Origin of the sequence: Pseudomonas fluorescens, from assembly GCF_018614775.1 — a bacterium.
GTDB lineage: Bacteria > Pseudomonadota > Gammaproteobacteria > Pseudomonadales > Pseudomonadaceae > Aquipseudomonas > Aquipseudomonas fluorescens_BY.
Map to the genome: position 1 here is coordinate 17,822 of NZ_JAGGOF010000036.1, position 13,539 is coordinate 31,360.

Annotated in this window: 13 protein-coding genes and 1 riboswitch; of the genes, 2 read left to right on the forward strand and 11 right to left on the reverse strand. The window is 62.2% G+C overall.

What is annotated here, in order from left to right; genetic code table 11:
• Positions 1 to 24: 24 nt before the first annotated feature.
• From J7E36_RS10370 to J7E36_RS10380, 3 genes are all read right to left on the reverse strand, one after another.
• The gene (locus J7E36_RS10370) at positions 25 to 888 is read right to left on the reverse strand and encodes a LysR family transcriptional regulator (protein WP_215002497.1); all 864 of its coding nucleotides are present in this window, start codon (positions 886 to 888) and stop codon (positions 25 to 27) included.
• 148 nt (positions 889 to 1,036) lie between these two features.
• Positions 1,037 to 1,351: an SCP2 sterol-binding domain-containing protein gene (locus tag J7E36_RS10375; RefSeq protein WP_215002498.1), complete on the reverse strand. Its 315-nt coding sequence runs from the start codon at positions 1,349 to 1,351 to the stop codon at positions 1,037 to 1,039.
• A 52-nt stretch (positions 1,352 to 1,403) separates the two neighbouring features.
• Positions 1,404 to 2,114, reverse strand: a complete 711-nt coding sequence (locus tag J7E36_RS10380; RefSeq protein WP_215002500.1) for a histidine phosphatase family protein — start codon at positions 2,112 to 2,114, stop codon at positions 1,404 to 1,406.
• A gap of 226 nt (positions 2,115 to 2,340) precedes the next feature.
• Here J7E36_RS10380 and sohB point away from each other — a divergent pair, with 226 nt between their 5' ends.
• Positions 2,341 to 3,372, forward strand: coding sequence for a protease SohB (sohB, locus tag J7E36_RS10385; RefSeq protein WP_215002502.1), 1,032 nt, complete (start codon positions 2,341 to 2,343; stop codon positions 3,370 to 3,372).
• A gap of 205 nt (positions 3,373 to 3,577) precedes the next feature.
• Here the strand turns inward: sohB and J7E36_RS10390 are convergent, their stop codons facing one another.
• The 4 genes from J7E36_RS10390 to metH form a co-directional block, all read right to left on the reverse strand.
• On the reverse strand, positions 3,578 to 4,072 hold the full coding sequence (locus J7E36_RS10390; protein WP_215002505.1) for a DUF934 domain-containing protein: 495 nt from the start codon (positions 4,070 to 4,072) through the stop codon (positions 3,578 to 3,580).
• Positions 4,056 to 5,714, reverse strand: a complete 1,659-nt coding sequence (locus J7E36_RS10395) for a nitrite/sulfite reductase (RefSeq protein ID WP_215002507.1) — start codon at positions 5,712 to 5,714, stop codon at positions 4,056 to 4,058. The genes J7E36_RS10390 and J7E36_RS10395 overlap by 17 nt, the downstream gene beginning before the upstream one ends.
• A 543-nt stretch (positions 5,715 to 6,257) precedes the next feature.
• Complete coding sequence (locus J7E36_RS10400; protein WP_215002509.1) at positions 6,258 to 6,476, reverse strand: DUF2970 domain-containing protein; 219 nt, start codon at positions 6,474 to 6,476, stop codon at positions 6,258 to 6,260.
• Between the two features lie 82 nt (positions 6,477 to 6,558).
• Entirely contained in the window at positions 6,559 to 10,269 is a 3,711-nt protein-coding gene (metH, locus tag J7E36_RS10405; RefSeq protein WP_215002511.1) for a methionine synthase, read from the reverse strand.
• Between the two features lie 255 nt (positions 10,270 to 10,524).
• Here metH and nfuA point away from each other — a divergent pair, with 255 nt between their 5' ends.
• Positions 10,525 to 11,109: a Fe-S biogenesis protein NfuA gene (gene nfuA, locus J7E36_RS10410; RefSeq protein ID WP_215002512.1), complete on the forward strand. Its 585-nt coding sequence runs from the start codon at positions 10,525 to 10,527 to the stop codon at positions 11,107 to 11,109.
• Positions 11,110 to 11,184: 75 nt separating this feature from the next.
• Here the strand turns inward: nfuA and cobM are convergent, their stop codons facing one another.
• The 4 genes from cobM to J7E36_RS10430 all read right to left on the reverse strand — a co-directional run bounded on the left by cobM (position 11,185) and on the right by J7E36_RS10430 (position 13,306).
• Positions 11,185 to 11,931, reverse strand: coding sequence for a precorrin-4 C(11)-methyltransferase (cobM, locus tag J7E36_RS10415; RefSeq protein ID WP_215002513.1), 747 nt, complete (start codon positions 11,929 to 11,931; stop codon positions 11,185 to 11,187).
• Between the two features lie 78 nt (positions 11,932 to 12,009).
• A complete protein-coding gene (locus J7E36_RS10420; RefSeq protein ID WP_215002514.1) occupies positions 12,010 to 12,414 on the reverse strand; it encodes a cobalamin biosynthesis protein in 405 nt (134 codons plus the stop codon).
• Complete coding sequence (locus tag J7E36_RS10425; RefSeq protein WP_215002516.1) at positions 12,411 to 13,106, reverse strand: CbtA family protein; 696 nt, start codon at positions 13,104 to 13,106, stop codon at positions 12,411 to 12,413. The genes J7E36_RS10420 and J7E36_RS10425 overlap by 4 nt, the downstream gene beginning before the upstream one ends.
• Positions 13,107 to 13,117: 11 nt before the next feature.
• A complete protein-coding gene (locus J7E36_RS10430) occupies positions 13,118 to 13,306 on the reverse strand; it encodes a CbtB domain-containing protein (protein WP_215002518.1) in 189 nt (62 codons plus the stop codon).
• 100 nt (positions 13,307 to 13,406) lie between these two features.
• Positions 13,407 to 13,539, reverse strand: a riboswitch (cobalamin riboswitch). This riboswitch is flagged as partial in the annotation.

Genomic DNA, 13,539 nt, shown 5'->3' on the forward strand with positions numbered 1-13,539 from the left:
TTGAAGCGCTTTCGTGGCTAATCCTCAGCCCAGCGGATCCCAACGCTGCGACCAGTCGCTGCCGGTTTTGACGATTTCTCGCAACACGTCGAACGCCTGTTGCAACGCCGCCGAATCCCGGTCCCGGGAATAGACCAGGTAAGTCGGGTAGTTGAATTCCGGCGCCTTGGGCACCCGCTCCAGGATGCCGCTATCCAGGTAGCTCTGCACGACCCGGGTGCGGAAGTAGCCGCTGCCGCCGTTTTCCAGGATGTACTGCAACGCCAGTGGGCCGAGGTTGAAGGTCACGGCGGCCTTGGCCTTGTCCGGTAGCGCGGTGTCATGCTGGCGGCGGAAGTCCGTGCTCCAGTCGATGTACACGTAGGGCTCGGGACAGGCGGCCAGGCGGACCAGGATGAGTTTTTCTTCCAGCAATTGCTCCACTTGCAGCCGTGGCCAGTATTCCGGCTGATAGACCACTGCCGCATCCAACAGGCCCAGTTCCAGTTGTTGCAGCAGTTTTTCGCCGTCGCGGATGTCCATGCGCAGGGCATGTCCGGGGATCTTCTGGCGCAGTTCCCCGGCCCAGGCGAGCATCAAGGGATTGCACAGGCTGACCTCGCCGCCCAGGTGCAAAACGTTGCGATAGCCCTCCGGTAATGGCAGGTCCCGGCGGGCCGCTTCCCAGGTTTGCACCAACTGGTTGGCGTAGACCACGAACGCTTCGCCATCGGCAGTCAGCCGTGCGCCGGCGCGGTTGCGCACGAACAGCGCGCAGCCGAGCTGGCTTTCGAGCTTCTGCACCCGCGCGGTAATCGCCGTCTGGGTGACGTGCAGCTTCTCTGCCGCAGCAGCGAGGCTGCCGTGGCGGACGATTTCCAGGAAGGTGCGGGCGAGGTCGATGTCCATGTTCAGGCCAATGCGGAGGAAGCGGGCATTGTAAGAGCTGGCACGGTTGCTCGATACCGCGCAATCGTGAACGCCATACGCGCGAATCCCGCCACGGGGGCGGGATTCGCTGGCAGGCAAGAGGCCCGCGAAAATCGCGGGCGCAGTCTTAGTTTGGGAACAGCTCGGACAGTTTCATCGCCAGCATCATGTCGCCTTCGGCGCGCAGCTTGCCGCCCATGAACGCCTCCACGCCGTTGGTGCTGCCGTCGACAATGCCTTCCAGGGTTTCGCCGTCCATCACCAGGGTCACCTGGGCGTCCGGGTTTTCACCTTCCTGCAGTTCGCAGGTGCTGTCCTTGACGATCAGCGAGAAGTGCTTGGTGTCGTCAATGCGGAAACCGAAAACCAGGTCCAGGCCGGCAGCAGCGGCTGGGTTGAACTTGGCTTTCATGGCTTGTACGGCGTCGGCTACGGAGGTCATGGTGTCGATCCTTATTTGGGTTAATACAGCAAGGGTCTGCGGTAAAACGGCTTCAGCGAAAGGTGATGAGGTCCGGGGCCTTCAGCAGTTGCAGGTGGGTATGACTGTTGAAGGAAGCCAGGGCCACTTCGCGCCCCCTGAACTTCAGGTGGTTGAGCGAGGTGTTGACGATCTGCCAGTTCAGTTCGAAGGCCTGTGGGGCCGGTATCCGGGTAATCAGGTGGAGCAGGGCAGTGATAGTGCCGCCGGAGGTGAACACGGCGATTTTCTGGCTGTTGTCCGCCTGCTCCAGGATCCGTTGCAGGCCGCCCTCGACCCGCTCGACGAACCCCTGCCAGCTTTCCAGCCCGGGCGGATCGTAGCGACCATCGAGCCAGCGCTCGATGATCAGCGCGAAGATACGTTGGAACTCGGCACGGTTCTGTGCGGCATTGCGCAAGACCTCCAGCGCTTCGGGTTCCTGGGGGAGCATGTCCGGCAGCAGCGCGCGGATGACGGCGTCGGCGTCGAATTCGTTGAACGCGGCGTCGATTTCCAGTTCGGGAACCGGCAGCCCCGCGGCGACCATCTGGCCCAGTGCGCCGGTAGCGGTGTCCTGCTGGCGACGCAGGTCACCTGACAGGCAGCGATCGAACACGACACCGAGTTCAGCCAGGTGGCTACCCAGTACCTGGGCCTGGCGCACACCGTTGGGCGAAAGGACATCGTAGTCGTCCGCACCGAAGGAGGCCTGGCCATGTCGAATCAGATAGATGCTGCCCACGTCCGCGTCATCCCGGTACGTTGAAGGTTTGGCGAGGTTATGAGGATGGCGGTGAGCTGTCAATGAAAAAACATACGCTTGTTTGAAATGCCCGTTAGAGCCTTGTTGCGCCTCGCCCGGACCAAGGTAACCACAGGTTTCTTGGCTGGTCGCGACGCAGGCGCATGGGTATGCTGGGAGCGTTACGCGCCTGCGTTCAGTGGCGTATTACATTTAAGGAGTCGCTGTGGAGTTTTTCATCGAATACGCCGGGTTTCTGGCCAAGACCGTGACGCTGGTAGTCGCCATTCTGGTGGTGCTGGCGAGTTTTGCTGCGCTGCGCAGCAAGGGGCGGCGCAAGTCGGTCGGCCAGTTGCAGGTGAGCAAGCTCAACGATTTCTACAAAGGGCTGCGCGAGCGTCTGGAGCAGACGCTGCTGGACAAGGACCAGCTCAAGGCCTTGCGCAAGACCGAAGGCAAGGCAGAAAAAGCCCAGAAGAAACAGAAAGCCAAGCCGGCGCCCAAGCCACGGGTGTTCGTGCTGGATTTCGACGGTGACATCAAGGCATCGGCCACCGAGAGCCTGCGCCATGAAATCACTGCGCTGCTGACCCTGGCCACGCCAAAGGACGAAGTGGTGCTGCGCCTGGAAAGCGGCGGCGGCATGGTCCACAGCTATGGCCTGGCCTCGTCGCAACTGGCGCGGATCCGTCAGGCCGGCGTGCCGTTGACGGTCTGCATCGACAAGGTCGCGGCCAGTGGCGGCTACATGATGGCGTGCATCGGCGAGAAGATCATCAGCGCGCCTTTCGCCATCCTGGGTTCCATCGGCGTCGTCGCCCAACTGCCCAACGTCAACCGCCTGCTGAAAAAACACGACATCGATTTCGAGGTGCTGACCGCCGGTGAATACAAGCGCACGTTGACGGTGTTCGGCGAAAACACCGAAAAGGGCCGGGAGAAATTCCAGGAAGACCTGGACATCACCCATGAGCTGTTCAAGAACTTCGTCTCCAACTACCGTCCGCAACTGGCTATCGACGAAGTGGCGACTGGTGAAGTCTGGCTGGGCGTGGCGGCGCTGGGCAAAGGCCTGGTGGACGAGTTGAAGACCAGCGACGAATACCTGGCCGAACGGGCCAAAGGCGCCGAGCTGTACCATCTGCACTATGCCGAACGCAAAAGCCTGCAGGAACGCATCGGCGTCGCGGCCAGCGGGTCGGTGGATCGCGTGTTGCTCAGTTGGTGGAGCCGCCTGACCCAGCAGCGGTTCTGGTAGCTCTGGCAAAGACGTGTGTTCAGCACCAATCCCCTGTGGGAGCGAGCCTGCTCGCGATGACGGCGGCACATCCAGCATCACGGTGACTGATGCACCGCCATCGCGAGCAGGCTCGCTCCCACAGGGGCTGTCGGTGGCCGCCGAGTCGCAATAAAAAAAGCCCTGACCCGATACACCCGGATCAGGGCTTTTTCATGCATCAGGCTCAGCGACGACGAAACAGCGGCAGCGGTTCGTCGGTGGCGGCCTGGTACGTCACCGAGAAGTCCTTGAGGCTTTCGAGGGCTTCGTACGGGTCTTTGTCGGCGCGCAAGGCAAAGGCGTCGAAACCACAGCGACGCATGTAGAACAACTGGTCGCGCAGCACGTCGCCAATCGCCCGCAATTCACCCTTGAAGCCATAGCGGTCACGCAACAGGCGAGCGTTGGAGTAGCTGCGGCCGTCGGTGAACGCCGGAAAGTTCAGGGCAATGACCTGCAACTGGTTGGCGTCATCACCGATCTCTTCCGCTTCTTCGTCAGCGTCCAGCCACACGCCGAGGCCGCCGTCGCGGACCTTGAGCGCGCGGGAGTGATCACGCCACAAGGCCAGCGGTACGATCAGGTCGTCGCAGTTGGAGATGCCGTCGAGGGTCGCGTCCTTGGGCAGCAGGTGCCAGGTTTCGTCGATGACCTCGTTGTGCTTAATGATTCGCTGCATAGACGCGTTCCTTGAAGAGGTCGATGCCGATACGTTGGTAAGTGTCGATGAAGCGCTCATCTTCGGTACGTTGTTCAATGTACACGTCGATCAGCTTCTCGATCACGTCAGCCATGTCGTCCTGGGCAAAGGACGGGCCGAGGATCTTGCCCAGGCTGGCGTCGCGGTTGCCGCTGCCGCCCAGGGAGACCTGGTAGAACTCCTCACCTTTCTTGTCCACGCCGAGGATGCCGATGTGGCCGACGTGGTGGTGGCCGCAGGCGTTCATGCAGCCGGAGATGTTCAGGTCCAGCTCGCCGATGTCGAACAGGTAGTCCAGGTCGTCGAAGCGACGCTGGATCGATTCGGCGATCGGGATCGACTTGGCGTTGGCCAGGGAGCAGAAGTCGCCGCCCGGGCAGCAGATGATGTCGGTCAGCAAGCCGATGTTCGGCGTGGCGAAACCTTGCTCGCGCAACTCGTGCCAGAGGGTGAACAACTGGGTCTGTTCGACGTCCGCGAGAATGATGTTCTGCTCATGGGAGGTGCGCAGTTGACCGAAGCTGTAGCGATCGGCCAGGTCAGCCACCGCATCCAGTTGCTTGTCGGTGATGTCGCCGGGCGCGACGCCGGTAGGTTTCAAGGACAACGTCACCGCGACATAACCCGGTTTCTTGTGGGCCAGGGTGTTGCGAGTGCGCCAGCGAGCGAAACCCGGGTGCTCCTTGTCGAGCGCCGCCAGCTCGGCGTCCTGGTTGTCCAGGACCTTGTACTGCGGGTCGACGAAGTGCTTGGCAACGCGATGCACTTCGGCTTCGGTCAGGGTGGTCTGGCCGCCACGCAGGTGAGCCATTTCGGCTTCGACCTTCTCGGCGAACACTTCCGGCGTGAGCGCCTTGACCAGGATCTTGATCCGCGCCTTGTACTTGTTGTCACGACGGCCATAGCGGTTGTACACCCGCAGGATGGCGTCGAGGTAGCTCAGCAGGTCCTGCCAGGGCAGGAACTCGTTGATGAACGCGCCGACCACCGGGGTACGCCCCAGGCCACCGCCTACCAGCACACGGAAACCCAACTCGCCAGCGGCGTTGTAGACCGTCTCCAGGCCGATGTCGTGGACTTCGATGGCGGCCCGGTCCGAGCTCGAGCCGTTGATGGCGATCTTGAACTTGCGCGGCAGGTAGGCGAATTCCGGGTGGAAAGTGGTCCACTGGCGGACGATTTCGCACCACGGGCGCGGGTCGATCAGCTCATCGGCCGCGACGCCGGCGAACTGGTCGGTGGTGACGTTGCGCAGGCAGTTGCCGCTGGTCTGAATTGCGTGCATCTGCACGGTCGCCAGTTCGGCCAGGATTTCTGGCACGTCTTCCAGGGCCGGCCAGTTGTACTGGACGTTCTGCCGGGTACTGATGTGGGCATAGCCCTTGTCATAGTCGCGGGCGATCTGGGCCAGCTTGCGCACCTGACGCGAGGTCAGTTGGCCATACGGCACGGCCACGCGCAGCATCGGGGCAAAACGCTGGATATACAGGCCATTCTGCAGACGCAGGGGGCGGAATTCTTCTTCGCTCAGCTCGCCTGCCAGATAGCGTCGGGTCTGATCACGGAACTGCTTGACGCGGTCCTCGATGATCCGCTGATCGTACTCGTCATATACGTACATATAAGTCTCGGTCTCAGGCTTGGGCCGATCAGAAACAGCTGCATGTTGGCTCGCTGGAATCGGGTTCTGCCTCGGCAATTCTGCGCGCACGGCCGCGCACTCCTAGAGGAGCCGGTGCAAGATACCTGTTTTGAGTTATGCGCAAAAGTGATGTTTGAGTATATGTAAAGAACCAAATGACCTAATGAGATCTATCGGCGCGTAACCCACATTTGTCGTACGGGCAATCATCGTCTTAACTGTGGTCGAGTCTTTCTGCTATCACCTAAAAAACCGACAAGAGGCGATGCAATGAGCAATCCGACCAAAGCAAGGAAAAGCGACAGTTCCGTTGATGCCTGGGCCATCCTGTTCCTGATTATCCTGGTGGTGGGCACGGCGGTGTTCTGGGTCAGCCACCAGTAATCGGTTGTCCAGCGCAATGAAAAACCTGTGGGAGCGAGCCTGCTCGCGATAGCGGTGGTTCAGTCAATATTGCAGTGACTGACATACCGCTATCGCGAGCAGGCTCGCTCCCACAGGGTTATATGCAAGTCTGGGAAATTACAACCCCGCCAGATGCACCACCAACTTGACGATGCCAAACAGGGTCAGGGCGAAGATCACCGTGAAGGCGATGCCCAGTATCACGAAATGACTCGGTTTGCCGTGGGTGAAGTCACGGGCGCGGTTCTTGCCACTCTGCACGCCAAACGCGGCGGCCAGCACGCTGTGCATCATCTGCAACAGGGTGGGTGGCTTGTTGTCGATTGGATCGTCCATATATCCCTCGGCTGCTTGGGTCTGGGACAAGCATAGACAAGCCCTGAAAAAAGATCGCGGCAGGTGGCCGCGATCTCGTTTATCAGTTGTCGTAACCCAGGTTCGGCGCCAGCCAGCGTTCGGTCACGCTCAGGTCCTGGCCTTTGCGGCCGGTGTAGCTCTGGACCTGGTCCTTGTCGATCTTGCCGACGGCGAAGTATTGCGCCTGGGGGTGGGCGAAATACCAGCCGCTGACGGCCGCCGCCGGGAACATCGCGTAGTGCTCGGTGAGGAACACGCCGCTGCGTCCGGCCTTGAGTTCGCTGGCCTCGGGGTCGAGCAGGCGGAACAGGGTGGCTTTCTCGGTGTGGTCCGGGCAGGCCGGGTAGCCGGGAGCAGGGCGGATGCCGGTGTATTGCTCCTTGATCAGCGCCTCGTTGTCCAGGTGCTCGTCCCTGGCATAACCCCAATGCTCCTTGCGTACCTGCTGGTGCAGCCATTCGGCGCAGGCCTCGGCGAGGCGGTCGGCCAGGGCCTTGACCATGATCGAGTTGTAGTCGTCGCCAGCGTCCTGGTAGGCCTTCGCCACTTCCTCGGCGCCGATGCCGGCGGTGGTGATGAAACCACCCACGTAGTCGGTCACGCCGCTGTCCTTGGGCGCGACGAAGTCGGCCAGGGAGAAGTTCGGCTTGCCGTCGGTCTTGATGATCTGCTGGCGCAGGTGATGCAGGCGCGCCAGTGGCTTGCCGTCATTGCCGTAGACTTCCAGGTCGTCGTCATGCACCTGGTTGGCCGGCCAGAAGCCGAACACGGCGCGGGCGCTGATGAGTTTTTCGTCGATCAGCTTGCGCAGCATCGCCCGGGCATCTTCGTACAGCGCCGTGGCGGCTTCGCCGACCACTTCATCGGTGAGGATGCGCGGGAACTTGCCGGCCAGATCCCAGGAAATGAAGAACGGTGTCCAGTCGATGTATTCGGCCAGGACGTTCAGGTCGATGTTGTCCAGGACCTTGGCGCCGGTGAAGGTCGGCTTGACCGGCTGGTAGCTGCTCCAGTCGAACTGCGGCTTCTTGGCGACGGCGGCGGGGTAGCTCAGGCGTTCGGTGCGGGCACTGCGGTTGGCGGTGCGCTCGCGCACGTCCATGTAGTCGAGGCGGGTTTTCTCGACGAACGCCGGCTTCAGTTCCTTGGACAGCAACTGCGTGGCAACCCCCACCGCGCGGGAGGCGTCGGTGACGTAGATGACGGCATCGTTGCTGTACTTGGGCTCGATCTTCACCGCCGTATGGGCCTTGGAGGTCGTCGCGCCACCGATCATCAGCGGCAGGTGGAAATCCTGGCGCTGCATCTCGCGCGCCACGTGGACCATTTCATCCAGGGACGGGGTGATCAGGCCGGACAGGCCGATGATGTCGCACTTCTGCTCCTTGGCCACCTGCAGGATCTTCTCCGCCGGCACCATCACGCCGAGGTCGACGATGTCGTAGCCGTTGCAACCCAGTACCACGCCGACAATGTTCTTGCCGATGTCATGCACGTCGCCCTTGACCGTCGCCATCAGGATCTTGCCCTTGGCTTCCGGCTTGTCGCCTTTTTCCGCCTCGATGAACGGAATCAGATGCGCCACGGCCTGCTTCATCACCCGGGCGGACTTGACCACTTGGGGCAGGAACATCTTGCCGGCGCCGAACAGGTCGCCGACGATGTTCATGCCGGCCATCAGCGGGCCTTCGATGACTTCGATCGGACGGTTGAATGACAGCCGCGATTCTTCGGTGTCCTCGACGATGTGGGTGGTGATGCCCTTGACCAGCGCATGTTCCAGGCGCTTGTTGACGTCCCAGCCGCGCCACTCTTCGGTTTCCGCTTCCTTGACGCTGCCGTCGCCCTTGTACTGGTCGGCGATGGCGAGGAGGGCGTCGGTGCCTTCAGGGGTGCGGTTGAGGATCACGTCTTCCACGGCGTCGCGCAGTTCCACCGGGATCTGGTCGTAGATCTCCAGTTGGCCGGCGTTGACGATGCCCATGGTCAGGCCCGCGCGAATCGCATACAGCAGGAACACCGAGTGAATCGCCTCGCGCACCGGGTTGTTGCCCCGGAACGAGAAGGACACGTTGGACACGCCGCCGGAGGTCAGCGCATAGGGCAGTTCGTCGCGGATGTAGGCGCAGGCGTTGATGAAGTCCACGGCATAGTTGTTGTGCTCTTCGATGCCGGTGGCGACGGCGAAGATGTTCGGGTCGAAGATGATGTCTTCCGGCGGGAAGCCCACCTCGTTGACCAGGATGTCGTAGGAACGCTTGCAGATTTCCTTCTTGCGCGCCTCGGTGTCGGCCTGGCCGGCTTCGTCGAAGGCCATCACCACCACGGCGGCACCGTAGCGCTTGCACAGCTTGGCGTGATGGATGAACTGCTCGACGCCTTCCTTCATGCTGATGGAGTTGACGATGCCCTTGCCCTGGATGCACTTGAGGCCGGCTTCGATCACTTCCCATTTCGACGAGTCGATCATGATCGGCACGCGGGAGATGTCCGGCTCGCCGGCGATCAGATTGAGGAAGGTCACCATGGCCTTCTTCGAATCGAGCATGCCCTCGTCCATGTTGATGTCGATCACCTGGGCGCCGGCCTCGACCTGTTGCAAGGCCACTTCGAGGGCTTCGGTGTAGTTGTCTTCGCGGATCAGCCGGGCGAACTTGGCGGAACCGGTGATGTTGGTCCGCTCGCCGACGTTGACGAACAGCGAGCTGCGATCGATGGTGAACGGTTCCAGGCCCGACAGGCGGCACGCCCGGGGAATCTCCGGAATCTGCCGCGGCGCATAGCCGGCCACGGCCTTGGCGATGGCTTCGATGTGCGCCGGGGTAGTACCGCAGCAACCGCCGACGATGTTCAGGAAGCCGCTCTGGGCAAATTCCTCGATGACCTTGGCGGTCTCGGCCGGCAATTCGTCGTACTCGCCGAATTCGTTGGGCAGGCCGGCGTTCGGGTGCGCCGAGACGTGGGTGCTGGCTTTGTTCGACAGCTCTTCCAGGTACGGGCGCAATTCCCGGGCACCGAGGGCGCAGTTCAGGCCCACGGAGATCGGCTTGGCGTGGGCCACGGAGTTCCAGAAGGCTTCGGTGGTCTGCCCGGACAGGGTACGGCCGGAGGCATCGGTGATGGTGCCGGAAATCATGATCGGCAGCTCGACGCCGAGTGCTTCGTAGACCCCCTGCACGGCGAAAATCGCCGCCTTGGCATTCAGCGTGTCGAAAATGGTCTCGATCAGAATCAAGTCGGCGCCGCCTTCGATCAGGCCCTTGGTGGCTTCGGTGTAGTTCTCCACCAGTTCGTCGAAGGTCACGTTGCGGTAGCCGGGGTTGTTCACGTCCGGCGACAGCGAGCAGGTGCGGCTGGTCGGGCCGAGCACGCCGGCGACGAAGCGCGGTTTGGCCGGGGTTTCCAGGGTCTTGGCGTCAGCCACCTTGCGGGCCAGGCGCGCGCCTTCCAGGTTCAGCTCGTAGGCCAGCGCCTGCATGCCGTAGTCGGCCTGGGACACTTGGGTGGCGTTGAAGGTGTTGGTTTCGAGGATGTCGGCGCCGGCATCCAGGTAGGCTTTTTCGATGGCGCCGATCACGTCGGGGCGGCTCAGCACCAGCAAGTCGTTGTTGCCCTTGACGTCGCTCGGCCAGTCGGCGAAACGCTTGCCACGGTAATCCTGTTCTTCCAGCTTGTAGCTCTGGATCATCGTACCCATGCCGCCGTCGAGGATCAGGATGCGTTCCTTGAGGGCTTGCTGGAGAAGATAGAGGCGAGCGCTGCGATCAGACATAGGACTACCTGGAAAAAAAGCCATTACGAAGCTCGGAATAATAGCAAACCTGCACAGTATTTGATCATGGTGGGGTTTTTCATGAATTTTGCTCATGTTTGCTGGCTTTATAGAAGTACATCGTGCTCGGGCGAAACCGCAACAGCGTCCGGCCTCGAGGGTCATCCGGCCCGGCTGCTTTCCTGACAAAAATACTAGGACTTTGTCCGGCGCGATGATTGGCGTAAACTGCCGGCAAGCCTGCGAGGAGTTTCCATGACCGCCATTACCATTACCGATGCCGCCCACGATTACCTGGCCGACCTGCTGTCCAAGCAGAGCACCCCGGGTATCGGGATCCGCATCTTCATCACCCAGCCCGGCACCCAGTACGCTGAGACTTGCATTGCCTACTGCAAGCCCGGGGAAGAAAAACCCGAAGACACCGCGCTGGGGCTCAAGAGCTTCACCGCATACATCGATTCGTTCAGCGAAGCATTCCTGGACGACGCGGTGGTCGACTACGCCACCGATCGCATGGGCGGCCAGCTGACCATCAAGGCGCCGAACGCCAAGGTGCCGATGGTCAACGCCGACAGCCCGGTCAATGAGCGCATCAACTACTACCTGCAAACCGAAATCAACCCGGGGTTGGCCAGCCACGGCGGCCAGGTGTCGCTGATCGACGTGGTGGAAGACGGCATCGCCGTGCTCCAGTTCGGTGGCGGCTGCCAGGGCTGCGGCCAGGCCGACGTGACCTTGAAGGAAGGCATCGAGCGCACCTTGCTCGAGCGCATTCCGGAACTCAAGGGCGTGCGCGACGTGACCGACCACACCCAGAAAGAAAACGCCTACTACTGATCGCGGCAGGCCGGCCTGCCGCTATCGCGAGCAGGCTCGCTCCCACAAGGGGCTTGTGTTGATCCAGCTGGCGGATCAGGGCCTGTAGAGGTGCGCATGCCCGGCATGGTACAGCGAGGATTCGCTGAATACGTCATTGCCCAGCACATGCCCCACCAGGATCAGCGCCGTGCGGCGAAAGCCCTTGGCCTGGACCTTGGCGGCGATGTCGTCCAACGTGCCCACCACCCAATCCTGGTCCGGCCAGGTCGCCCGGTGAATCACGGCAATCGGGCAATCCGCGCCGTAGTGGGGCAGCAATTCGCTGACGATTTTTTCCAGATGATTGACCCCCAGGTGAATCGCCAGGGTCGTCCCGTGCTGCGCCAGGCTGCCCAGTTCCTCCCCGGCGGGCATCGCGGTCTTGTCCGCGTAACGGGTGAGGATCACGCTCTGGGACACGTCCGGCAGGGTCAGCTCGGCACCCAGCAGGGCGGCGCAGGCTGACGTTGCGGTGACCCCGGGGATGATCTCGAAAGGAATGTCCAATTCCCGCAGGTAGCGAATCTGCTCGCCAATGGCGCCATACAGGCTCGGGTCGCCGGAGTGCACCCGGGCCACGTCCTGGCCCTTGAGGTGGGCGGTCTTGATCAATTCGATGATCTGTTCCAGATGCAGCTCGGCGCTGTTGATCACTTGTTCGGCGCAATGGCCTTCAAGTACGGCGATCGGCACCAGGGAGCCGGCGTAGATGATCACCGCGCACTGACGGATCAATCGCTGGCCCTTGACGGTGATGAGTTCCGGATCGCCGGGGCCGGCGCCGATGAAGTAAACGGTCATGACCGGTTCCTGAAAAAAGGGGGAGAGCGATACCTGAATGAAGATCGCTCATGATCCATGGAGCGCGATTATCGGGTTTTACGACGCGACCGCCAATGCCAGTGTGGCCTGGGCGCACTGCTGGCGGGGAATCCTCAAGGTAGCGGCCGTTTTTCCCCGTTGCTCGGCAAGGGCCAGCGCCGCGCTTTCGGCGACGCCGTAGCAACCTGTACGCTCGAAAGCGATCTGCGAGCGGTGAGTGAGCCGTGGCTGATAACCGGCCAATTGAGCGGCACTGAAGAAGGTCAGCGGCAGCGCCAGTTGTCCGGCGAGCTCCAGCAGGCCCGGTTCGTCGCGCTTGAGATCGATGCTCGCCAGGGCTGCCAACGCCTGAAGCGGAATGGCATGGGTCAGCAATGTTTCATCCAGCAATGTCCGCAACACGCTGGCCGGGCAGCCGCGCTGGCAACCCAGGCCAATGACCAGAATCTGCCCGCTCCTCATGCCTCGTGGGGGGCTTGAGCGTCACGGCGAAACAGCCAGGCGCTGATCAGGCCCAGGGCCAGCCAGAACGCGACGTTGGTCAGTTGCGAGGCGATCTTGAACTGGCTTTCCAGCGTTTCGGGCGCCAGCATCGAGTGGACTTCCGGTTGCGGCGCGCCGATGACGTGGGGCACCAGCAAGGTCGCCACGCCCAGCACCTTGAGCAACCAGTGTCTGCCGAAGGCGATCAGGGCAATGCCTACTGCCGTGGACGCCGCGGTGCCGATCCACCACATCTGCCGTTGGGCCAGGTCGGCCGCCGCAGTACCGGGCAGTTCCGGCGGCAGGCCCAGCGTCGGCGCCAGGACGAAGGTGGCGTAGCCGGCCAGTCCCCAGAGCAGGCCCTGGGCGGTGCGGGTCGGCGTGCGCAAGGTGTACAGGCCCGCCAGCATCAGCGCAAAACCTACCGCCACCACCAGGTTGCCGCCGGTGGTGGACAGTACCCGCTGCCAGCCGTCTTCCGGTTCCCAGGCTTCGGCGTCATGGGTATGAGCGACGCCATCGGCGTGCTGGTGGACTTCGGCAGCCGGGGCTTTTTCATAGGCTTCGGCCTGAAGAATCAACGGCGACACCCACAGACTTTGCAGGAGGGTCAGCAGCAGGGCGGCCAGCAATCCGCTGAAGCCGGCGGTCTGCGCGATACGCTTGATCATGTCGTCAGGCCTCAGTGGCAGGGGAAGGCGGCGCTGTGGCGGGTGTCATGGGCGGCGTTGTGCACGGCTTCGATGTGGGAGAAACCGGCGAAATAGACCAGCCCCGCGCCCAGGATCGAGGCAAGGATCGCCGCACTCAGGCGCTGGCTCAGGGTCGTGGTGTTAGTGGCGGAGCGGGCGGTACTGCTGATGGTCGACATGGCGCTTCCCTCTGTTCTTGTTCAGTGGGTGAATCGAGCGCAATGAAACCCCGGGCAAGAGCCCGCCAAGGTTCGAACAGCGCCCGCCCACCGCGGGTTTGTTGATGCTTGAGTACGGGCCGGTCTCCGGGCTCACGAGGGGCAGGGCTTTCGCCTTGCCGGCAAGCGTCACCTTCCCATGTCGCAGACACAGTGGATCTGACGCTTCGCTCGCTTACCGTTGCGGGGGCAGC